General features: G+C 67.2%; 18 protein-coding genes. 8 read left to right on the top strand and 10 right to left on the bottom strand.

Going from position 1 to position 22,609, the window contains the following annotated elements; all coding sequences use genetic code 11:
• Positions 1 to 8: 8 nt before the first annotated feature.
• Complete coding sequence (locus ACTZWT_RS15015) at positions 9 to 932, top strand: alpha/beta fold hydrolase (protein WP_444770475.1); 924 nt, start codon at positions 9 to 11, stop codon at positions 930 to 932.
• A gap of 305 nt (positions 933 to 1,237) precedes the next feature.
• Here the strand turns inward: ACTZWT_RS15015 and ACTZWT_RS15010 are convergent, their stop codons facing one another.
• On the bottom strand, positions 1,238 to 2,227 hold the full coding sequence (locus ACTZWT_RS15010) for an MBL fold metallo-hydrolase (protein ID WP_444770474.1): 990 nt from the start codon (positions 2,225 to 2,227) through the stop codon (positions 1,238 to 1,240).
• Between the two features lie 114 nt (positions 2,228 to 2,341).
• Positions 2,342 to 2,872 carry a DedA family protein gene (locus tag ACTZWT_RS15005; RefSeq protein ID WP_444770473.1) on the bottom strand — a complete coding sequence of 177 codons (531 nt, stop codon included), beginning with the start codon at positions 2,870 to 2,872 and terminating at the stop codon, positions 2,342 to 2,344.
• Positions 2,873 to 3,265: 393 nt separating this feature from the next.
• Between ACTZWT_RS15005 and parE the strand changes: the two genes are divergently transcribed.
• Positions 3,266 to 5,320: a DNA topoisomerase IV subunit B gene (gene parE, locus ACTZWT_RS15000; RefSeq protein WP_444770472.1), complete on the top strand. Its 2,055-nt coding sequence runs from the start codon at positions 3,266 to 3,268 to the stop codon at positions 5,318 to 5,320.
• 12 nt (positions 5,321 to 5,332) lie between these two features.
• Here parE and ACTZWT_RS14995 read toward each other — a convergent pair whose 3' ends face one another.
• Complete coding sequence (locus ACTZWT_RS14995) at positions 5,333 to 5,620, bottom strand: HigA family addiction module antitoxin (protein ID WP_444770471.1); 288 nt, start codon at positions 5,618 to 5,620, stop codon at positions 5,333 to 5,335.
• 14 nt (positions 5,621 to 5,634) lie between these two features.
• Positions 5,635 to 5,922: a type II toxin-antitoxin system RelE/ParE family toxin gene (locus ACTZWT_RS14990; protein ID WP_444770470.1), complete on the bottom strand. Its 288-nt coding sequence runs from the start codon at positions 5,920 to 5,922 to the stop codon at positions 5,635 to 5,637.
• A gap of 77 nt (positions 5,923 to 5,999) precedes the next feature.
• On the opposite strand from ACTZWT_RS14990, the gene ACTZWT_RS14985 reads away from it, so the two are divergent.
• A complete protein-coding gene (locus ACTZWT_RS14985) occupies positions 6,000 to 6,230 on the top strand; it encodes a hypothetical protein (RefSeq protein WP_444770469.1) in 231 nt (76 codons plus the stop codon).
• 35 nt (positions 6,231 to 6,265) lie between these two features.
• On the opposite strand, the gene ACTZWT_RS14980 is transcribed toward ACTZWT_RS14985, so the two are convergent.
• Positions 6,266 to 7,171 carry an SDR family oxidoreductase gene (locus tag ACTZWT_RS14980; RefSeq protein ID WP_444770468.1) on the bottom strand — a complete coding sequence of 302 codons (906 nt, stop codon included), beginning with the start codon at positions 7,169 to 7,171 and terminating at the stop codon, positions 6,266 to 6,268.
• Positions 7,172 to 7,268: 97 nt separating this feature from the next.
• Between ACTZWT_RS14980 and ACTZWT_RS14975 the strand changes: the two genes are divergently transcribed.
• Positions 7,269 to 8,102, top strand: a complete 834-nt coding sequence (locus ACTZWT_RS14975) for a helix-turn-helix transcriptional regulator (protein ID WP_444770467.1) — start codon at positions 7,269 to 7,271, stop codon at positions 8,100 to 8,102.
• A gap of 90 nt (positions 8,103 to 8,192) precedes the next feature.
• Here the strand turns inward: ACTZWT_RS14975 and ACTZWT_RS14970 are convergent, their stop codons facing one another.
• Positions 8,193 to 9,695 carry a caspase family protein gene (locus ACTZWT_RS14970; protein ID WP_444770466.1) on the bottom strand — a complete coding sequence of 501 codons (1,503 nt, stop codon included), beginning with the start codon at positions 9,693 to 9,695 and terminating at the stop codon, positions 8,193 to 8,195.
• A 157-nt stretch (positions 9,696 to 9,852) separates the two neighbouring features.
• Positions 9,853 to 11,538: a methyl-accepting chemotaxis protein gene (locus ACTZWT_RS14965; RefSeq protein WP_444770465.1), complete on the bottom strand. Its 1,686-nt coding sequence runs from the start codon at positions 11,536 to 11,538 to the stop codon at positions 9,853 to 9,855.
• 404 nt (positions 11,539 to 11,942) lie between these two features.
• Between ACTZWT_RS14965 and ACTZWT_RS14960 the strand changes: the two genes are divergently transcribed.
• The 4 genes from ACTZWT_RS14960 to ACTZWT_RS14945 all read left to right on the top strand — a co-directional run bounded on the left by ACTZWT_RS14960 (position 11,943) and on the right by ACTZWT_RS14945 (position 20,257).
• Positions 11,943 to 12,842 (top strand): AraC family transcriptional regulator, encoded by a 900-nt coding sequence (locus ACTZWT_RS14960; protein WP_444770636.1) that lies wholly within the window; start codon positions 11,943 to 11,945, stop codon positions 12,840 to 12,842.
• 832 nt (positions 12,843 to 13,674) lie between these two features.
• Positions 13,675 to 17,226, top strand: coding sequence for an autotransporter outer membrane beta-barrel domain-containing protein (locus ACTZWT_RS14955; protein ID WP_444770464.1), 3,552 nt, complete (start codon positions 13,675 to 13,677; stop codon positions 17,224 to 17,226).
• Positions 17,227 to 17,542: 316 nt separating this feature from the next.
• Positions 17,543 to 19,087, top strand: coding sequence for a DEAD/DEAH box helicase (locus ACTZWT_RS14950; protein ID WP_444770463.1), 1,545 nt, complete (start codon positions 17,543 to 17,545; stop codon positions 19,085 to 19,087).
• A 102-nt stretch (positions 19,088 to 19,189) separates the two neighbouring features.
• A complete protein-coding gene (locus ACTZWT_RS14945) occupies positions 19,190 to 20,257 on the top strand; it encodes a GGDEF domain-containing protein (RefSeq protein ID WP_444770635.1) in 1,068 nt (355 codons plus the stop codon).
• Between the two features lie 56 nt (positions 20,258 to 20,313).
• On the opposite strand, the gene ACTZWT_RS14940 is transcribed toward ACTZWT_RS14945, so the two are convergent.
• The 3 genes from ACTZWT_RS14940 to ACTZWT_RS14930 form a co-directional block, all read right to left on the bottom strand.
• The gene (locus ACTZWT_RS14940; RefSeq protein WP_444770462.1) at positions 20,314 to 20,787 is read right to left on the bottom strand and encodes a TfoX/Sxy family protein; all 474 of its coding nucleotides are present in this window, start codon (positions 20,785 to 20,787) and stop codon (positions 20,314 to 20,316) included.
• A 242-nt stretch (positions 20,788 to 21,029) separates the two neighbouring features.
• A complete protein-coding gene (locus ACTZWT_RS14935) occupies positions 21,030 to 21,509 on the bottom strand; it encodes a RidA family protein (protein WP_444770461.1) in 480 nt (159 codons plus the stop codon).
• A complete protein-coding gene (locus ACTZWT_RS14930) occupies positions 21,506 to 22,609 on the bottom strand; it encodes an NAD(P)/FAD-dependent oxidoreductase (protein WP_444770460.1) in 1,104 nt (367 codons plus the stop codon). The genes ACTZWT_RS14935 and ACTZWT_RS14930 overlap by 4 nt, the downstream gene beginning before the upstream one ends.

Here is a 22,609-nt window from a genome sequence, read left to right as displayed (position 1 = left end):
GGCATACCATGTCTGCTCCCCTGAAGCGGGGCCGCGCCGCTGCGCGCGCTGCCCTGCCCATCCTCGTGCCCACCGCGCGAGGCGTCATCGAACTCGCCGCATCCGGCGACGGCGCTGCCGTGCTCGCGCTGCATGGCGGCATGGGCGGCTGCGACCAGAGCCTGCTGCTGGCCCGCGCGACGCTCGGCGACGCGCCGCGCTATCGCGTGCTGGCGCTGTCGCGGCCGGGCTATCTCGGCACCCCCCAGGCCGGCGGCGAGACGCCCGAGCTACAGGCCGATCTCTATGCCGCGCTGCTCGACGCGCTCGGCATCGACCAGGCGATCGTGATCGCGGTCTCGGCGGGTGGGCCGTCGGCATTGCATTTCGCGTTGCGCCATCCCTCGCGCTGCGCCGGCGTGGTGCTGGTGTCGTGCTGCACCGGCACGCTCGAGGTGCCGCCGCAGGTGCGGTCGCGGCTGCCGATGATGAAATGGATCGCCCGGCTGCCGGGCCTCGTCGCGCTGATGCGCTGGAGTGCTGCGCGCGATCCGGACAAGGCGGCGAGCCGCTCGATCCGCGATCCACAGCTGCGCGCGCGGACGCTCGCGCATCCCATCGCCGGCGCGATGCTGGACGAGCTGCAGACCAGCGTGTTCACCCGGATGGCGCAGCGCCTGCCCGGCACGCTGACCGACACCGCGACCTTCGCCGCGATGCCGCCGATCGACGTCGCAGCCCTGGCGCCGCCGCTGCTGGCGATCCACGGCACCGCCGACGCCGTGGTGCCGTTCGCACACGCCGACCGCGTGGCTCGCGCCGCGCCGCACGGCGAACTGCTGGCGATCGAGGCCGGCGAGCACGTCAGCCTGTTCACGCATCTCGACGAGGTGCGGACGCGGGTGCGTGATTTTTTGACGAAGTCCGTCCCCGCGTCATCGCTCGCGATCTGACCTCGGCGTCAGCCAAGCCGCCAGCGAACTCCCTCTCCCACTGGCGGGAGAGGGTTGGGGTGAGGGGCGACGCGAGTCGCTGTCTCTCGGCTCCGCCGCACAAGACATGCGCTCGGCTCCGTCGAAACGCCCCCTCACCCGGATCACCGCTTCGCGCTGATCCGACCTCTCCCCGCACGCGGGGAGAGGTTCCTTCCCGTCATTGCGAGGAGCGAAGCGACGAAGCAATCCAGAATCCTGTGCTCGGCGCACTGGATTGCTTCGCTTCGCTCGCAATGACGATATCAGCGCGTCTCCGACAGCCGTCAGATCACCGGGCTCCACGGCGCCGGCACCAGGCGGTAGCCGCTGCCGTCTTTCTGGACGTAGCCATTGGCCGGGAACGGATAGTGGAAGCCCTGCACCCGCATCTTGTCGGCGACCAGCATGTCGTAGACCTTGCGGCGGGTGGCCTCGGCCATCGCCGGGTCCTGGTCGAACATCAGGTGCCAGCCCGGATTGGCGACGAACAGCGCCGGATGGTTGGTGACGTCGGACTGGATGAATACCTTGTCGGCGCCGGACGACAGCACGAACGAGGTGTGGCCCGGGGTGTGGCCGACGGCCTCCACCGCCAGCAGGCCCGGCGCGACATCCTTGCCCCACTCATAGGGCGTGACCTTCTTGTTCAGCCCGGCCTCGAACACCCGGCGGGCGTTCTTGAACACGCCCTGCATCCGCTCGTTCGGGGCACGGCTCATCTCGCCGTCGTCCATGAAGTACTTCCACTCCGCCGCCGGCACCAGCACCTCGGCATTGGGGAACACCGGCTGGTTGTCGGCGCTGAGCAGGCCGTTGATGTGGTCGCCGTGGAAATGCGAGATCACCACGATGTCGACCGCCTTGGGATCGAGGCCGGCGGCCGCCATGTTGCCGGCGAACTGCCCGACATTGCCCTTGCTCGACGCGAACGCGGCGGGGCCGTTGCCGGTGTCGACCACGACCAGCTTGCCGCCGGTGTTGATCGCCAGCGGGTTGAACACGATCGTCATCTTGTCCTTCGGCATGAAGGCCCGGTCGAGCGCGGCGTTGACCTCGTCCTTCTTGGCGTTGAGAACCAGACCGTCGGGCAGCGGGAAGGTGTTGGCGCCGTCGGAGATCACGTTCACCTGCGCATCGCCCACGTTGTAGCGATAGAAGCTCGGCGCCTGCTTGTCGGCGAGCGGCGCGGCCGCCTCGGCGGGAGCGCTGCGCAGCATCGGCGCGGCGGCGAGTGCCGCGGCGGCAGTGAGGGCGTGACGTCGTGTCATATCCATGGCTTGTCCTTGATGGGGTTGGTTCGAGCCTGCGGCAATCTACGCCGCGGCCGGTGACTTGTTCGCGTCATGACGACAGTTTGATCGGACAAGGTGACATACGCGCCGCCTGCGTCAGATCGACCGCACCAGCCAGTTCACGCCGATCGACAGCGCGTCGCCGAACAGCAGCAGCACCGCCGACCACACCAGCGCCGACAGCACATTGGCGATCTGGAACTGCCAATACGGCATCTCGAAAATGCCGGCCGCGAGCGGCACCGAGGCGCGCAGCGGCCCGAAGAAGCGGCCGATGAAGATGCTCGGCACCCCCCATTTCTGAACGAAGTCCTCGCCGCGCAGCAGCAGCCCCGGGAACTTCGACAGCGGCCACATCTGCGCGACGCTGTCCTTGTAGCGGTAGCCGAACCAGTACGACAGCCAGTCGCCCAGCGAGGCGCCGAGCGCGGCCGCGAGCCACACCGGCCAGAAACTGATGCCGCTGGCGCCGACCAGCGCGCCGATCGCCACCAGCGCGCCCCAGGCCGGAACCACCAGCGAGATGAAGGCGAGCGATTCCCCGAACGCCAGCACCAGCACCACCGGCGCGGCCCAGGCCTGATGCTCGCGAACGAAATCGATGAGGCCGCGAAAAGCTTCTTCCATTGTCCCTTCCGACCTGCGGGCGACCCGCCGGCGGTTCATCTTGCTGTCGCATAGCACGGTCCCCCGCCCGGTCGACAAGCGCCGCCCCCCGTGACGGATTGCCCGGGGCCGGCCGCGACACGGTTCTGGACCCTTGGCCGGCGGTTTGCACCTCACACAGCCGCGACTGCTCCGGAGCAGCGGTATCATGCGGCCGCTGACGCCGGCGGTGCCCTTCCCATATCCCCGGCTCCGGCCTATATGCCCGTTCCAGCGGCAGACGGCCGCCGCCCTGCCGGCGTCACCATCCACAGCGCTTCCATGGCATAGTTGAGCCTAGCGATTCGCCCGGCGCGCGCCGCCGGCAGCAGCACCCACGATCTCCGGACCGACTTCAGGACAGCTTCAAGACTCATGGCCAAGGCATTGAAGGCTAGCTCAAAATCCAAAACCGCCGGCGACCTGTTCGGGGCCGCGCCGAAATCCGGCGCACCGCGCCCGGCCGCCAAGCCGACCGGCGGCGCCGAGGCCGGCTACACCGCCGCCGACATCGAGGTGCTGGAAGGGCTGGAGCCGGTGCGCCGCCGCCCCGGCATGTATATCGGCGGCACCGACGAGAAGGCGCTGCACCATCTGTTCGCCGAAGTGATCGACAACTCGATGGACGAGGCGCTGGCCGGCCACGCCACCTTCATCGAGGTCGAGCTCGGCGCCGACGGCTACCTCACCGTCTCCGACAACGGCCGCGGCATTCCCGTTGATCCGCATCCGAAATTTCCGAAAAAATCCGCGCTCGAAGTGATCATGTGCACGCTGCATGCCGGCGGCAAATTCGACAGCAAGGTGTACGAGACCTCGGGCGGCCTGCACGGCGTCGGCGTCAGCGTCGTCAATGCGTTGTCGTCGCGGCTTGAAGTGGAGGTCGCGCGCGGCCAGCAGCTCTACCGCATGGTGTTCGCGCGCGGCATCCCCCAGGGCAGGCTCGAGAGTCTGGGCAAGATCAACAATCGGCGCGGCACCCGCGTCCGCTTCAAGCCCGACGCCGACATCTTCGGCGCCAAGGCGGCGTTCAAGCCGCAGCGGCTGTTCAAGATGGCGCGCTCCAAGGCCTATCTGTTCGGCGGCGTCGAGATCCGCTGGAAATGCGATCCCGAATTGCTGAAGGGCCTCGAGGACGTTCCGGCGGAAGACACCTTCCACTTCCCCGGCGGCCTGAAGGACTATCTCGGCGCGGCGATCCACGCCGACACGCTGGTGCATCCCGACATCTTCTCCGGCAAGAGCGGCCGCAACGGCGCCCACGGCGCCTGCGAATGGGCGGTCGCCTGGACCGCGGACGCCGACGGCTTTCTGTCCTCCTACACCAACACCGTGCCGACGCCGGACGGCGGCACCCATGAAGCAGGCATGCGCAGCGCCCTGCTCCGCGGCCTCAAGGACCACGCCGAGCGCGTCGGCCAGGGCAAGCGCGGCGCCTCGATCACCTCCGAGGACGTCATGGTCGGCGCCGCGGTGATGCTGAGCGTGTTCGTGCGCGAGCCGGAATTTCAGGGCCAGACCAAGGACCGCCTCGCCACCGCCGAAGCGCAGAAGATCGTCGAGCAGGCGATCAAGGACCCGTTCGATCACTGGCTGTCCGGCAATCCGGTGCAGGCCAACAAGCTCCTGGATTTCGTCGTCGAGCGCGCCGAGGAGCGGCTGCGCCGCCGCCAGGAAAAGGAAATCTCGCGCAAGACCGCGGTCAAGAAGCTGCGGCTGCCGGGCAAGCTCGCCGACTGCACCAACACCGCGGCCGAAGGCTCCGAGCTGTTCATCGTCGAGGGCGACTCGGCCGGCGGCAGCGCCAAGCAGGCGCGCGACCGCAAGACGCAAGCTGTGCTGCCGTTGCGCGGCAAAATCCTCAACGTCGCCTCGGCCACCAAGGACAAGGTGGTGGCGAACGCCCAGCTCTCCGACCTGATGCAGGCAATCGGCTGCGGCACCGGGGTGAACTACCGCGAGGAAGATCTGCGCTACGCGCGCATCATCATCATGACCGACGCCGACGTCGACGGCGCCCATATCGCCTCGCTGCTGATCACCTTCTTCTATCGCCAGATGCCGAAGCTGATCGACGAGGGCCACCTCTATCTGGCGGTGCCGCCGCTGTATCGGCTGACCCACGGCGCCAAGACCGTCTACGCCCGCGACGACGCCCACAAGGACGAGCTGCTGAAGAAGGAATTCAACGCCAACGCCAAGGTCGATGTCGGCCGCTTCAAAGGCCTCGGCGAGATGATGCCCGCGCAGCTCAAGGAAACCACCATGGACCCGGCCAGGCGCACGCTGCTGCGCGTCAGCCTGCTGGACATCGACCGCGACGGCACCGCCGATTCCGTCGAGCGCCTGATGGGCACCAAGGCCGAAGCGAGGTTCGCGTTCATCAGCGACAAGGCGGAGTTCGCCAGCGAGGATTTGCTGGACGTGTGAGTGCGGCCGCGGTCACGCCACCTCGGCCGGCCTCACCTGCCGGTCGATCTCCGCGCCCTTGTCGCGCTCGATCACCGCGATGTCGTACTGGCTCTGCAGATCGAGCCAGAACTGCGGAGCGTTTCCGAAATAACGTCCAAAACGGACCGCCGTATCGGCGGTGATCGAGCGTCGGCCATTCAGGATATCGGTGATCCGTCCCGACGGCACGCCGATGTCGATCGACAGCCGATTAGCGCTGAGCTTGCGCGCCGTCAGTTCACGCTTCAGCAATCGACCTGGATGCGAAATGGGGGCCATTCGCGTTCCTCTTCTTACCCTTTGTGATAATCGACGATCTCGACGTCGAATGCATCGCCCTTGCGAAACTCGAAGCAGATCCGCCAGCGATCATTCACGGTCATCGCCCATTGCTTGCTGCGGGCGCCTTTCAGCCTGTGCAGCCCCACGCTGCTCAACGGACTGAGGTCCTGAAGCGACTTGGCGGCGTTCAATGCCAACAGAAGATCAATCGCCGCCTCGGTATCGAGACCGCGAAACTGGTCGGATCGGGTGCCATCCCACAACTTCCGGGTGGCAGCGTTTTGCCAAGACCGGATCATGGCAAAATCATACTACGGCAAACGGTGAGATGCCAGCGTCAAAATCTGTCCGCCTGCTGTGGTGTCGACAGTTCGTCATGCCCCTTGAATCCACACCGAAAGAAGTGCGTAATCGCATCATGCGCATTCTGTTCCTCGTCATCGGCATCCTCGCCGTCGTCATGGGCCTGGTCTGGACCGGCCAGGGCGCCGGCATTATCCGCTGGCCGGCCGAGAGCTTCATGATCGATCAATCGCCCTGGATGTGGTACGGCGCCTCCACCGCGTTCGGCGGCCTTCTGCTGATCCTGATCTCGCGGAAGGTGTGAGGCCGCGGCGGCAATGCCGCCCGGCCTCGCCGCCCTCAGCTCGCAACGTCAAGCTTCTCATAGTCCATCGCCTCGAGGTCGGAGATCAGATCCGACCCGACCGGCGTCCAGTTCAGCCGGCTGCGCGTCCAGGCGCTCGAGGCCTGCATGTCGAGGGCCATGAACGGCGCCATCCAGCCGAAGTGATCGGGGGCCTGATCCGGCGTCAGCGCGACGACCGGCACGCCGAGTCCGGCACCGATGGCCTCGGCGATCCGGCGCAGACTGACGCCTTGCTCGGCGACCGCATGATAGCGGGCGCCCGCTTGGTGATGATCGAGAGCCAGCCGGTACAGCCGCGCCGCATCGTCGATATGGACCGCCGGCCAGCGGTTGCTGCCGTCGCCCACATAGGCCGACACGCCCTTGGCGCGACTGATCTGGATCAGCGGCGAGATCAGGCCTTGCCGCTCGGTGTCGTGCACCTGCGGCAGCCGCATCACGGCGACCGAGACGCCTTTCTCCGCGGCCTCAAAGCCGGCACGTTCGCTGGCAACACGTGGCAGCGCGTGCGCCCAATCCACCACGTCCTCGACCGCGAGCTGGCCCGCACCTCGGCTCCCCATGCCGGTCGCCGAGGTGATGATGAACGGCCTGTTCGAACCCGCCAGTTCTTCCGCCATCGCGCCGATGACGCGGGCGTCTTTTGCGCAGTTCTCGGCATAGCGTGAGAAGTCGTGGTCGAACGCCGTGTGAATGACGGCGTCCGCCTTCGCTGCGCCGCGAGCCAGGCCGGCGGCGTCTTCCAGCGAGCCGCGATAGGCTTGAGCTCCGGTTTGCGCCAGCCAGCGTTCGCCGGCGTCGGACCGGGTCAGCCCGAGCACCTCATGGCCCGCGGCAAGGAGCTGCTCGAGAACGCGCGAACCGATGAAGCCGGTCGCGCCAGTCAGAAAGACACGCATGAGAAACCTCCGAGTTGGTCGGCGGCGACTTTGGCGGGATAAGTCGTCGTGTTAAAGTCGTGAGGTTATCCTGGTATAAGTCTCAACAGGTTCGCTCATGGCCCGTGATCAGAACAACCTCGGCTCCTATTTGCGCAGTCGCCGAACACGGCTCGATCCCGCGGCCTTCGGGTTTGCCGCCGGCCGGCGGCGCACGCCCGGATTGCGGCGAGAGGAAGTCGCGCAGCGCGCCAATATCAGCGCGACCTGGTACACATGGCTCGAACAGGGCCGCGGCGGTGCGCCGTCGGCCGCGGTGCTCGATCGGATCGCCAAGGGGCTGATGCTGACCGAACCGGAGCGCGAGCACCTGTTCATGCTCGGCCTCGGCCGCCCGCCCGAGGTGCGCTACACGCCGGCCGAAGGGATCACGCCGCGGCTGCAGCGGGTGCTCGACGCGATGCCGCTCAGCCCGGCCATCATCAAGACCGCGACCTGGGACGTTGTCGGTTGGAACAAGGCCGCCGCGGCGCTGCTCACGGACTACGGCAAGCTGCCGCGCGAGCAGCGCAACATCCTGCGCCTGCTGTTCGGCAATGCGCGCAAGCGGGCCCGGCAGGAGGATTGGAGCAGCGTGGCGCGTTTCGTGGTCGGCGCATTCCGCGCCGACGTCGCCCGCGCCGGTGCCGGCGCGACCGACGAAGTATCCCGGCTGGTCGATGAGTTGTGCCGGCTCAGCTCCGAATTCGCAGCGCTGTGGCAGGACAACGAGGTGGTCGCGCACGGCGAAGGCGTCAAGTGCATCAAACATCCCGAAGCGGGTCGTCTCGACATGGAGTTCTCATCCTTCGCAGTCGAAGGCCGCCCCGAACTCGGCATGATCGTCTACAATCCGGCATCGCCGCTCGTAGCCGAGCGCGTGCGTGCACTGATCGAGTCGAAGGCCGACTGATCGGTCGCCCGGTGAGCGCGATGATACTGCGGCTTCAGGCATGCCCGCAGCATCGCGTCCACGCCGCCCCTTGAAAGAAGCCGACGATCGTCACCGCCGGAACGTCTTGATCTCCGATACGCTGCCGTCGCGATAGGTCAGTTCGACTGAGACCGACTTCACGCCCGGCGCCAGCTTCAGATAGGGCGTGGCGCTGCTCGGGATCGCGACCGGGTCGCGCATGTCGCAGGCGGGCAGCTTCAGCGCCTTGTCGGGCACCGCGCTGTCGATGCCGATGCGCGCCTCGCGGATCGCGCAGCGATACGACATCAGATGCGTGTAGTAGACCAGCAGCCCGTTGTAGTCGCGGAACGACAGCCAGCTCGTCGCGGTCATGTCGAGGATCTTGCGCTGGTCGCGCAGCAGCGCGGCCTCCGGCTCGAACCGGATCGGAAACGGCCCCTGCATCTCGCCGAGCGCGTCGACATAGCGGACCTCGATGGTCGCGGCCTGGGCGTCGGACGGGAGCTGGATCGACGGGTTCGGCATCCGCTTGCGGGTGCGCGGATCGAGCGTGTCCATGAAGCCGGTCTCGCGGAACTCGCCGCTGTCGCCGAGCCGCCACGAAATGCCGAGCGTCGGATCGGCGATCGAGAACACCACGGTCCAGCCGCCATTGTGGCGCGAGAAGCTGGCGATCGGCGCGTTGAGACTTTCCGAGGTCGGGGGCTTCAGCGGCGCCACCGGCGGCAGCGCCGCGACCTTCTGCGGCGGCTCGGCGGACGCTGCCGACGCGGCTGCGCCGGGCTTGGCCGCGCCGTTCAGAAACACGTCGTCGACCATCTGGTCGAAATACACCGGCACCTGCCGATGCCCAACGGTGTCGGCCATCTCGCTGACCGCGCGGCGCGTTCGCTGCGCCACCTGCACCAGGTTCTCACCAGGATCGAGCAATTGCTTGGCGAACACCCGGGTGAACACCGAATTCGGATCGGCGTCGGTGTCCGACAGCCGGTCGAGCGCGGTCTGCCGCGGCCCGGCGGAGAAGATCGAGAACACGCCCTCCGGCAGCGTGGTCATCGGCGCCAGCCCGCCTCGGCCGGAGAGCGCGCGGACGCCACGGCGCTCGAACGGATTATTGCGGCAGGCGTCGAACACCAGGATCGCGGTGCGTGCGCCGCGATTCTGCAGCCGCTCGACGATGCGGTCGGCGAGGATCGCGGCGTCGCGGACCAGTTCCTCCTGGCCCTCGGTCGCCGCCGGCACGTCGGTCGGCAGCAGGTAGTTCTGCCCGGAAATCTCGAAGCCGTGGCCGGCATAGAAGAAGAACGCAGTGTCGCCGGGCTCGATGATATTGTCGAACGCCAGCAGGCTCCGGCTGAACGCGGTGCGATTCTGATTCTCCGCGATCATCACTTCGAAGCCGAGCGTGCGCAGCGCATCGCCCATGGTGCGGGCGTCGTTGACCGCCTTCTGCAGCTTCGGCACGTTGCGATAATCGTTGTTGCCGACCACCAGCGCGACGCGCTTGGCGGCGTCGGCCTGAGCACAGCAGATCAGCACCGCGGCGATCGCTCCGATCGCCGATATCCCCCGCCGCGCCAGCGATCGCATTCCAGGTCCCCGAATAGCAAGGCGGCCGGATCGCGCCGCCTGCGCCATAGTCGGTCAGAACAGGAGCAGGGTTCAACCGATTTCGGCGGGGGGTGGCGGCGGCGATCCGGCCTGGGGGTGGCGCGGACCTTGGGGGAGGTCCGCGCCGCGTCCGCGCTCACGCTGCGCGGACGGTCTCGAGGAACTTGCCGACTTCGAGCTTGAGGCGGTTGCTGTCGTTGGCGAGCGACTGCGCCGCCGACAACACCTGGCTCGACGCCGAGCCGGTTTCGCTGGCGCCGCGCTGAACGTCGATCACGCTGGACGACACCTGCTGCGTGCCCTGCGCTGCCTGCTGCACATTGCGCGAGATCTCCTGCGTCGCGGCGCCCTGCTCTTCCACCGCCGAGGCGATCGTCGAGGCGATCTCGGACATCTTCGAGATCGTCGCGCCGATCTCCCGGATCGCCGACACCGACTGATCGGTCGCCGCCTGAATGCCGCTGATCTGCTGGCTGATCTCGCCGGTGGCCTTCGCGGTCTGTTCGGCCAGCGCCTTCACTTCCGAGGCGACCACCGCGAAGCCGCGGCCGGCATCGCCGGCGCGCGCCGCCTCGATGGTGGCGTTGAGCGCCAGCAGGTTGGTCTGGCCGGCGATGGTGTTGATCAGGTCGACGACGTCGCCGATCCGCGCCGCGGCGGCGGACAGTTCGCCGACGCGCTCGTTGGTGGCCTGCGCCTGCCCCACGGCTTCCTGGGCGATGCGCGCGGACTCCTGCACCTGGCGGCTGATCTCGGTGACCGAGGACGCCATCTCTTCCGTGGCGGACGCCACCGACTGCACATTGGCCGAGGCCTGCTCGGACGCCGCGGCGACCGTCGTCGTCACTTCCTGCGCGTGCTGCGCGTTCGAGGTCAGCGTCGTCGCCGACGCCTCCAGTTCGGTCGAGGCCGACGACACCGTCTGGATCACCTCGCCGACCGCGGCTTCGAAGTCGTGCGCGAGCCTCGCCATGTCCTGCTTGCGCTGCGCGGCGAGCTTGCGGTCCTGATCCGCCTTGGCCGCGGCGTCCTGCTTCGCCTTGTCGTCGAGCATCAGCTTGATGCCTTCGACGGCGTTGGCGGTCTGGCCGATCTCGTCGCCACGCTCGGTGCCGGAAACCTCGACCGTCTCGCCGCGCGCCATCGCCTGCAGATCGCCGACCAGCCGGCCGATCGGGCGCGCGATGCCGAACTGCACGATGGCGAAGGCGATCGCCAGCACCGCGAGGAAAGCGCCGCCGATCGTCAGGACGGTGAGGCGAATGGTGGTCGAGACGTCAGCGGAAATCGCATCGGCTCGCTTGGCGAGGTCCTTGTCGACCCGGTTCGTGATCGCAGTCTGCGCATCGCGCAACGCCTGATTGTCCTCGCCCATGCTTTTTGCCAGCCGGACGGCCTCGTCCTTCTGGTTGGCGATCGCCGCCTTCTCGACCTGCGCGTATTTTCGCGCCACGACATCCTCGAACTGTCGGACGATCCGGTCAAAATCATCCGCGTAGGCCGGAAGCCCCTGCTTGGCCTGCGCGATATAATCAATGAACTCCTTGCGGGTCGCCGCAGCTTCCTGGCTGACCTTCTGCAATTCGGCCGGATCGGTCTCGGCGATGACACGCCATGACAGACGGCCGATATTGTAAACGCGCGCATTGGCACGGATGTTAGCCTTCATGCCCTGCACGTCGTTGCCGAGCATGTCGGAATACAGCTTGTCGATCTCGCTCATCTTCTCGGCGGCGTGCCAGATACCAACTCCGACCACGACGCTGAGCAGCAGGAAGCACGCGGCGATTTTGTAGATGATCTTGACGTTGGAGAGATTCATTCCAGTCCCCTCGATAGCCGTGCCGACATGTCGCGCCCCGCAAGGCGCTTGCTTGCGTGTGATGTCCGTGCCGCCAGAACCGCTCCGCAATGCGAGCGCCGCCTGTTCGGGGCGCCGGACTCGGGGTCATCCCGAGGTGCAGTCATTTTTTGCAGATCAGCTCACCGTTACGTGCAACACCCAGCCGTTAACTATCCCAAGACCGCTAAGCTACGGTAAGTACGAATTCGGTCATTCAGGACAGCACGCAATAGTGCCGGCTGAACTCCGCTCCATAGTAGGAATGCGCGCGGGTTCGGCGTAGTCGGTTGCTCATGAACGCCGAGTTGCTGAATGACGAGCCGGAGCCACTGCGGGACTTTTCGATCCTGCGAAGCCGAGACCCAATTGAAGCGCGCGACGTGATGCGACGCTACGGCGTCGAAGTGACGGCGACCGCCCGTGACGGCTTCTTTCTGCGAACCAATCTCGCCGAACTTCCGCATGTGGGGCTGTATTTTCTCGGCAACGCGGCTCCGACCAGAGTGTTGATCCCCGAACGTTCGATCGCGCTGGTGCATGTCTGCCTGCACGGCCATGCGCAGCTGACCAGTGGCGCGCATCGCCTCGAATTCACCAAGGGCGCCGCGTTCGTGTGCTCGCCGGGGCGCCGCGTGCAGCTCGATCTCGGGCAGGACTTTCGACAGCTTGTTCTGCGGATTCCCCAGCAGGCGCTCGAGCGCACGATGGCATCGCTGATCGGCTTCACCCCGCACCGGCAGATCGCCTTCGAACCGGCGATCGCGAGCAACGATCCCCGCTATCTCGGTTTTCGGGACCTGCTGAAGCTGCTCGCCAGCCGGCTCGATCCGGCGTTCTCGGCCTGGCCGAACAAGGTCCTGCTGCAGCTCGAGCAGGCCTGCATCACCTCGCTGCTGTGTTGCAGCCGCCACAATCTTGGTCACTTGCTGGACGACACCGATCGCGACTCGACACCGCCCTGGGTGTTGCGGGCAGAGCATTACGCCGAGACCCATTGCGAGGCCGGCATCGGCGCCGAAGATCTGGCGAGCGCCGCGGGAGTCAGCGTCTCGACGCTGACGCGCGCCTTCATCAAACATCGCGGCTGCTCGCCGGCCGCCTTCATCAAGCGGGTCCGGCTGTCGCGCGCCAAGCAGTTGATCGAGACGGGCGCGGCGACCACCGTGGTCGGCGTTGCGCTGCGCTGCGGCTTCGCCAATCCGAGCCGCTTCGCCAAGGATTATCGCGAGGCGTTCGGGGAGTCGCCGACGGAGACGCTGCGGCGACGACGCCCGCAAGGCTGACGCGCGTTCGCCGGGACCATCGCGCTCGACCGGGCTCCGAGAAGGCCGCCGCCCGCACGTTGACAGCAAGGTCTTTGTGGGTTGTCATGCAGATACTACAACAAGCCGATTCAAATCGACACGTTCGCTGCGATAGCGGACAAGCTCCGAGGGAGGCTCTCTTTGAAAAAAATGCTGACGCTCATCGCGCTTACTTTGCTGACTGCCGTGATGATTTCCGAGGCGGCTTTCGCCGACAGGTGCGGCCCCGGCAAGCGCTACTACAACGGCCGCTGCGTTTGATGGGCCATCAGCATGATCCCGAGAAACGGATGCCGGTTTTCGGAGACGATCATGCCCAAACGAGAATCCGGAGCGCGTGACGATCCGAACAAAAGTCATCGCGTTCTGGTAATCGCGTTCCAGTATGAGCGTCTGGAAAGGTCCGCGCTGCGGGCCTTTCTTTTTGTCGGAGCCTCGGCTTTCCGGAATTTGCAAATCCGGCCTGCGTGCGCAGGCCGTCGCGCACCGGCTCCTCCCGCCCGGCGGTCGCCGCCGGAATGTCGGTCGGCAGCAGGAATCTCCCGGCAATTCATCGCCACGCGGGTCGGAGCAGCCGCCGTATTTGACATCAGCGCCGCTGTGGCAGTGCGCCGCACCACGTCTTCATCGCGGACGCTGTCCTGTTGATTTGTTGCTAATTCAGCACACACAGCCCAAACATCGCACGCTCCCCAGAAAGACATGAGTTCCACATGGGCTTAGCAGAGCTGGCGAGCTACTCGTTGATGCGCGATTCCTTCCACGAGCGATCGGACCAAGAGAGATGGCGCACGCTACGGCTCGGCATCGTTTGTCAGGTACATGTTCGCTTGCCATCCTGCTGTCGACCTCGGCGCTTTGCACCCTGGCGCTTGACACCCTGTGGATAGCTGGTCCCGCCCAAGCTGCCGACGCCATCTGGCTCGGCGGGACGGCCGCCAATGACTACGGTACCGCCGCCAATTGGAGCCCGACCGGGCCGCCCGCCGACACGGCGGTGTTCGGCGCCTCGGCAAACACCAACGTCACACTCGCTTCGAACGCCACCCTCGGCGGCTGGACGTTCAATGCCGGCGCCATTGCCTACAACTTCGCAGGCGCGGGCGAATCGGTTTTCCTCACCGGCGCCGGCATCCTCACCGACGGCAATGCCGTCACCATCACCAGCGATGCCAACCTGAATTTTCGCAATACCAGCACGGCGGGCGACAGCACCGTGACGATGGTGGCGGCGGGTTCCGTGGCCTTCCTCAACAGCAGCAGCGCGGGCTCCGCCAACCTGACGTTCAACATCCTCGGATCGTTTACGGGAACATCGACCGCGGGCAGCGCCGTGATCACCAACAACAGCCCCAGTACGTTGTCCTTCGTCGGGACCAGCACGGCCGGGAGCGCCGCGATTTCCAACAGCGGCACCGTGCGATTTGCCTCCAATGGCACGGCGGGCGATGCCGTCATCACCAACCGGGCCGGCGGCGTCGTCACTTTCGCGGCCAACGGCAACGGCGGCAACGCCGCCTTCGTCAATGTCGATACCGCCACCGTTGATTTCAGCCAGTCCTCGTTCAACACCAACCGGCTCACCGCCGGTTCGCTGGCGGGCGGCGGCGTGTTTTCGCTCGGCCAGAACCAACTCACCGTCGGCAGCAACAACCAGTCGACCACCGTCACTGGCGTAATCGCCGATGGCGGGCTCGGCGGCGGCACCGGCGGTTCGCTGGTCAAGGCCGGCACCGGAACGATGACCCTGTCAGGGGCCAACAGCTATTCGGGTGGCACCGTCGTCGCTGCCGGCACGCTTGCGACCGGCACCGTGGCGCTCGGACGCTTCGCCTCGCTCGGCACCGGACCGGTCACGATGGCCGGCGGCACCCTGCGCACCACGGCGACCGGCGTGCTGACCAACGACATGGTGTTCGCCACCGGCACCACCAGCGTGCTGGCGGCGGCGACCGGCACCACGATGCTGATCGGCGGACCGGCGAGTAATTTCTCGCTCGGCGCCGGGGCCACCGCGGTGTTCGGCTCGACCACCGACACCGGCACCATCCTCTTCAGCGGCGTGCTGCCGTTTCCGGCCGGCCCCCTCCCCGACATCCATCCCGGCTCGGCGGTCGTGGTCGCCGGCGGCACCTTGCAGGTCAACCAGATCAACCTGTACCGGATGCTGGGCTTCACCGGCTCGGTGACGGTCGATGCCGGCGCCACCATCGACATGAGCGGCTCGGTGCTGGAAATCATCAACAATCTCGGCGGCGCCGGCACCGTCGTCACCGGCGCGGCGGCGGCCACCCCGCTGCTGCTCACCAGTTTCCCGAATCGCAGCAACCTGTTCGCCGGCACCATCAGCGGCGACCGCGCGGTGCAGACCGATGGCGACTACACGTTCTCCGGGACCAACAGCTACACCGGCGGCACCATCATCTGCAGTTGCGGCACCTTGCGGCTCGGCGATGGCGGCACCACCGGCTCGATCCTCGGCAATGTGCAGAACGACGGCATGCTGGTGTTCAACCGCAGCGACAGCTACGGCTTTGCCGGCGTCATTTCCGGCACCGGCGCGCTGGTGCAGGCCGGCACCGGCGTGACCGATCTCACCGGCATCAGCAGCTACAGCGGGGCGACCCTGGTGAACGCCGGCACGCTCAGCGTCAACGGATCGATCCTCAACTCGACGGTGGTGGTGAACGCCGGCGGTACGCTCGGCGGCAATGGCAGCGTCGGCAGCACCCTCATCAATGGCGGCACGCTGGCGCCCGGCAACTCGGTCGGCACGCTCAGCATCCAGGGCAATCTCGTCTTCACCGCGGCTTCGACCTACATGGTCGAAGTCGACAACGGCGGAGCCGACCGCGCCAACGTCACCGGCACCGCGACACTCGGCGGCGCCACCGTGCAGGCGGTGTTCGCGCCCGGCAGCCATGTCCAACAGCAATACACCATCGTCAATGCCACAGGCGGCGTGATCGGCACGTTCGGCAGCCTGGTCAACACCAACCTGCCGAGCAGTTTCAGGTCCAGCCTCAGCACCGACGCCAACGCCGCCTACCTCAATCTGGTGCTGGATTTCACGCCGACGCCCACACCAACGCCCACACCAACGCCAACGCCAACGCCGATGCCGACGCCGCGCAACAGCGGTCTCAACATCAACCAGACCAATGTCGCCAACGCGCTCTCCGACTATTTCGGCCGCAACGGCAGGATTCCGCTGGCCTACGGCTTGCCCAACGCGGCCGGGCTCACGGTCGCCTCCGGCGAGACCGCCGTCGCCGCGCAGCAATCCACCTTCGATGCGATGACGATGTTTCTCGGTCTGCTCACCGATCCGTTCGTCGCAGCGCGCGGCGTCGCGGTGGCAACCGACGCCGCACCGCCGCAGGCCTTCGCGGCTGCCGCCGATGCGCTCGCCTATGAGGCGACCGGACGCGGGCGCTCCGCCTCCGAACGCCGGGCCCATAGCATGATCAGCAAGGCCGCGCTGCCGCCTGCCCCGGCCATCGCCCGGCGCTGGAGCGTGTGGGCGTCTGGCTTCGGCGGCGCCCAGACCACCGACGGCAACGGCGGCCTCGGCTCCACCACCACCACCAGCCGGATGGCCGGCGGCGCAGTCGGCGCCGACTATCGGATCTCGCCCTCCACCTTGGCCGGGTTCGCCATGGCCGGCGGTGCGACAAATTTCAGCGTCGACGGTTTCGGCAGCGGCCGCTCCGATCTGTTCCAGGCCGGCGGTTTCGTGCGGCATGAGGCCGGCACGGCCTATCTCACCGCCGCGGCGGCCTATGGCTGGCAGGACGTCACCACCGAGCGCAACGTGCTGATCGGCGGGTTCAGCCGGCTGCAGGCCAAATTCAAGGCCCAGTCATGGTCCGGCCGGATCGAGGCCGGCACACGCTACGCGACGTCGACGTCATGGGCCGGAGCATCGGCCGGGCTCACACCCTACGCCGCCGGCCAGTTCACCACCTACGACGCCCCCGCCTACGCCGAACAGGCTTCGGCCGGCACCGGAGCCTTCGCGCTGAACTATCAATCGGCCAGCGTCACCGCCTCGCGCTCCGAATTCGGGCTGCGTTCCGACGCCTCCTGGGTGGTCAATGACGCGCTGCTGACGCTGCGCGGCCGCGCCGCCTGGGTGCATAATTTCGACACCGGCCGCGCGCTGACCCCCACCTTCCAGGCGCTCCCGGGCGCCAGCTTCGTCGTCAACGGCGCCGCGCCGGCCCGCAACGCGGTGCTGACCACAGCCGCCGCCGAACTGCGATTCGCCAGCGGCATCGCACTGGCCGCGGTGTTCGAGGGCGAGTTCTCCGACGTGACCCGCAGCTATGCCGGCAAGGGCGTGGTGCGCTACGCTTGGTGAGCGGCGCAGTTCCTCTCCGTTTCGGCTCCGATTCCTGCCGAAACATTAAGCTTTCCGCCGTTCTCGCCGTCTGGCCGATTGACTTTGGCCGATTCAGCCCTATGTTCCGGCGAGACGCGGCCCGGTATCGAAACGCGATATCTTGAGTAAGCCGCCTGTCTGCGATCCGAGATCCCCGTGCAAATATGCTTGCCGCTCCGGGATTGAGCGCGACAGTTGATTCCAAGATCCCAAGCGGCGGTGTCGTCCCGAGGCATGGTACCGAAAACGGTCCTTCCGGTTTCGGATTGGATCATGCCCCCATAACAGAGGCTCAATGTCCTTTTCCAATCTCGGCCTTTCAGACAAGGTCCTCGCCGCTGTCGCGGCCAGCGGTTACACGACCCCCACCCCGATCCAGGAACAGGCGATCCCCCACGTGCTCGCCCGGCGAGACGTTCTCGGCATCGCCCAGACCGGCACCGGCAAGACGGCAGCCTTCGTGCTGCCGATGCTGACGATGCTGGAAAAGGGCCGCGCCCGCGCGCGGATGCCGCGCACCCTGATCCTCGAGCCGACCCGCGAACTCGCCGCTCAGGTGAAGGAGCAGTTCGACAAATACGGCGCCGGTCAAAAGCTCAACGTCGCCTTGCTGATCGGCGGCGTCTCGTTCGGCGATCAGGACCTCAAACTGACCCGCGGCGTCGACGTGCTGATCGCCACCCCCGGCCGCCTGCTCGACCACACCGAACGCGGCGGCCTGCTGCTCACCGGCGTCGAGATGCTGATCATCGACGAGGCCGACCGGATGCTCGACATGGGCTTCATTCCGGACATCGAGCGGGTCTGCAAGCTGGTGCCGTTCACCCGCCAGACGCTGTTCTTCACCGCGACGATGCCGCCGGAAATCCGCCGCGTCACCGAGACCTTCCTGCACAATCCCGAAAAGATCGAAGTCTCGAAGCCGGCCTCGACCGCCGTGACAGTGGCGCAGTCGCAGGTCCCCTGCGGTCGCGAGCCGCACGAGAAGCGCGAGACGCTGCGCCGCCTGATCCGCGCCGCCACCGACCTGCAGAACGCGATCATCTTCTGCAACCGCAAGCGCGAAGTGGCATTGCTGGCGAAATCGCTGCAGAAGCACGGTTTCAGCGTCGGCGCGCTGCACGGCGACATGGACCAGAGCGCGCGCACCGCCGCGCTCGAGGCCTTCCGCAAGGGCGAACTGCCGATCCTGGTCGCCTCCGACGTCGCCGCCCGCGGCCTCGATATTCCGGAAGTCAGCCACGTCTTCAATTTCGATGTGCCGCACCATCCCGACGATTATGTCCACCGCGTCGGCCGCACCGGCCGCGCCGGTCGTCTCGGCACCGCGATTTCGATCGTCGCGCCGTCCGACCAGAAGTCGATCGCCGCGATCGAGAAACTGATCGGCAAGGAAATTCCCCGCGTCGACCCCGGCCCGGCCGGCGACGCCGACGAGGAACAGACCGAGCAGGTCGAGCGCCCCGCGCGGTCGTCGCGCCGCTCCTCCGAGTCGCGCAGCCGCGAGCCGCGTGGCGAAGACCGCCCGGCCCGCGAGGCGCGTGGCCCCCGCCGTGAAGGCCGTGGTGAAGGTGGACGTGGCGAAGCCCGCCCTGCCCGTGAGCCGCGCGAGGCCCGTGCGCCGGCGCCGGTCGAGGCCCGTGAGGTTCGCGAGCCCCGTGAACCGCGCGAGGCCCGCAAGCCGCGGCGCGAACGCAACACCCCGGCGGCGCCCGCCGCTGCACCGGCCGCCCACGCCTCGTTCGGGTCGGCGCCGCCGGCGCGCGACGTGTCGTCCGAGCCCGGCGATCACTCGCATCTGCCCGCCTTTCTGCTGCGTCCCGTGCGCGCACGGGGCTGACGCGAGGTCGATTGACCCCGGAAATTTACCGGGCATTCACCCTCGCGACGTAGCGTTCAGCCCACGATGGAGGGTTGGGGGCAATCCCCGACGACTGGGGATCTGGCCGCTATGCAGAATGACCACGAGCGCACGTTGGCCTATGCCGAGCTCGCGCTGAACCAGATCCGGGCGCTCCGGCACGGAGCGATGCCGCGCAATTACGAGATCTGGTACGTCTACTCCACCGGCTACAATGCGGACCTGAACAAGGCGATCAACGACACGCTGGCCGAGCAAGGCCGGCTGTCGGACGCCGACCTCGAACAATTGCACGAAACCTATCTGTCGCACGGCCGCACCCACGAACGCATCGACCGGATCGGTGCGCGGGTCGTCAGCGAGATCGACGACATGATGTCGCTGCTGGCCGATACGCTCGGCACCACCGCGACCTTCGGAGACAATCTGAAGGGCGCCAGCCAGAAGCTGTCGCTCGCCACCGACCACGAACAGATCAAGGCGATCGTCGAGCGGCTGGTGGCGTCGACCCGCGAGATGCAGCACGCCAACACCGCGCTCGAAGAGCGGCTGTCGACCTCCCGGCAGGAAATCACCAACCTGCAGGCCAGCCTCGAGGCGATCAGCGCCGAGAGCCTGACCGATCCCCTGACCGGCCTCGGCAACCGCAAGCATTTCGATCGCGTCGTCAACGAAGCTGTGCGCAGCGCCGCCGTGAGCCGGCTGCCGCTGTCGCTGCTGATGATGGACATCGATCACTTCAAGTCGTTCAACGACAATTACGGCCACCTCACCGGCGATCAGGTGCTGCGGCTGGTCGGGATGACGTTGAAGCAGAGCATCAAGACCAAGGACATTCCGGCGCGCTACGGCGGCGAGGAATTCGCCGTGGTGCTGCCCAACACGCCGCTGCGCCAGGCGCTGGTCGTCGCCGACGACGTCCGCCGGACGGTGATGTCGAAGGAATTGAAGAAGAAGTCGACCGGCGAAATCCTCGGCCGGGTGACGCTGTCGGCCGGCGTGTCGACGTTGAAGCCGGACGACGACGCCTACGCCCTGATCGAACGCGCCGACGCCTGCCTGTATTCGGCCAAGCGCAACGGCCGCAACCGGGTGATCTGCGAAACCGATCCGGAATTCCGCAGTGTCGAACCGGCCAAGGTGGCGTAGTCACACGACGCGAACGATCCAACGCGGCGTCGTCGTAACTATCAACGCCTCAACTATCAACGCGTGACGGGACGTCGGTCCGCCGGCTTGCGTTTCTGCTTCGCCGGCTTCGCAGCGACCTTTTTCGCCACCTTGCTCGTCGCGCGCTTCACTGCGCGCGGCTTCTGCGCCTTCGCCAGCGCCGCCCGCTCCGCAGCGGCGAACGCGGCCCGTGCCCAGGCGACGAATTCGTCGGCATCGTCGAGCAGCCGGTCCGGCAGCCGCCAATACGAGCCGACCGTGACGGTGCGAAGGCGCGTGCTGTAGGCGAACGGCCTGCAGCCCTCCGCCTCGAATTGCGGGATCGTCGCATCGTCCGCGCGCAGATAGATCGCGCCCTGGATCACCAGCGCGAAATTGACGCCGTCGGCAGAGATGCCGAAGCCGGAGAACATCCGCCGGATCGTCACCGCCCCGAACGGCTCGAACAAATCGGCGAGATAATCACGATCCATCGGCGCCAGGCCCTGCCCCCTGCTCGCGATCAGCATATCGACGCCACCGACAAGTGCAACGCGCCGCTTCTGCCGCAACACCCATTCCCGGATCGCCCGCGAAAGCTCACTCCCGTCATCGCCCGCGAAAGCGGGCGACCCAGTATTCCAGAGCGCCTGCGCAATCAGGCGTCGTCGCCGAGCCTCTCTCGCTCTGCAATACTCGACCACCCGCCTGCGCGGGTGATGACGGCGGTGATGTGGAGCGTCGCCTTTCGACCCGTGTCACGGGCTGCGGACTACTTCTTCACCGGCGCATAGAACGTCCCGTCGATTTCGGCGATGTCGCCCTGGTCGAGTGCCGGCACCTGCAGCACGGTGCGCGGCGGGTACGGACCGTCGCCCCAGATATCCTTCTGCACCTTGTTGACCACCGGCCGATACTTGGCGACGTCGGTGACGAACACGGTGAGCCGCACCGCATCGTGCCTGCTTGCGCCGGCGGCCTCGGCGGCGGCCAGCATGTTGTCGAACATCCGCCGAACCCGCGCCTCGTCGCCCTCGACCATCTTGCCTGTGACCCGGTCGGTGCCGCGCATCCCGCCGATGAACACGAAGTCGCCGGCGCGCGCGCCGATGCTCCAGGTCCCGCTCGGGGTGATGGTCTTGTCGGTCGGAGCGATGATCTGCACGGCGGACTTGTCCTGCGCCGATGCGACGCCGGGCGAGGCAGCGGCGACAGCGGCGACCGCGAACAGCGCGCGGAGCGGACGGATCATGTGAATCTCTCCTTGTGATCGGTTTCGGGGGATTTGATCTGCCGCCGGCGCCAGAACGGCGCGGCGGCGAAACGCGGTTCCGAGGCGTACATCGCGTTCTGGGTCGCGAGCTGATGCGCGACGCCCTGCAAGTAATCGCGCTCATAGGCTGCGCCGGCATCGGCATGCCCCTCGGCCAGGCCGAGCGCGGCGCCGGCCGCTTGGGTGCCGCTCCACAGCGCGGTGGCGAGGCCGTTGGCGCCGATCGGATCGAGCGTCGCGGCGGCATCGCCTGCCCGCACGATGCGGCCTTCGATGAGACGGCCGACGGTGATCGACGCGGCCGGCGCGATCGCCGGCGGCGTCTCCGCCGCGGACGCCTCCAGCCCGAGGCTCGCGAGCCGCGGCGCGATGGCGATCGTGCCGGCTGCGAGACCGGCCCAGCGCACGCCGTCCCGCGCGACGCCGGTGGGGACGAGATCGCTGTCGGTGAACAGGCCGAGCATCATCCGCCGGCCGGGCAGCGGCGACATGTACCACCAGCCGAGCTCCACCGCTTCGACCAGCGTCGCCGGAACGGTCTCGGCATCGTCGGGCAGATCGAGCACGCGCCACGCCGCGATCAGGCGGTCGAGCCGCCGGCGCTGCGCGGCCTCGCCGGACGACAGCGCCGCGCGTCCGGTGCAGTCGATCACAGCGGGCGCCGAGATCACCGCCCGATCGGCGAGCGTCAGCTCGACGCCGTCGGGACGGTGCGCGATCGCGGTCACGCCGGTCCGCACCCGCTCGAGCTCGCCCGTGAACAGCGCCGTGCGCATCAGCCGCTCGAACTGCGCGCGATCCAGATGATAGCCGAGCCCCACGTGATCGGGCGCCTTGCGCAGCGTGGCATCGCCCCATACCGAGAACCGACCTTCCCCGAGCAAAGTGCTGTCGGCGTCGAGCAGATGCGGCCATTGCAGCGCTTCGAGCAGCGTCGCCGCTTTCGGCGACAGCGTTTCGCCGCGGTTCGGCACCGCGATATCCGGGGCGATCAGAACCGGACGATGGCCCGCCAGGACGAGCCGCCGGGCGGCGGCCAGTCCCGCCACGCCGGCGCCGACGACGGCAATGCGGTCCAT

Origin of the sequence: Rhodopseudomonas sp. NSM (assembly GCF_052445935.1) — a bacterium.
GTDB lineage: Bacteria > Pseudomonadota > Alphaproteobacteria > Rhizobiales > Xanthobacteraceae > Rhodopseudomonas.
This window is presented reverse-complemented; position numbering and strand designations above follow the sequence as displayed.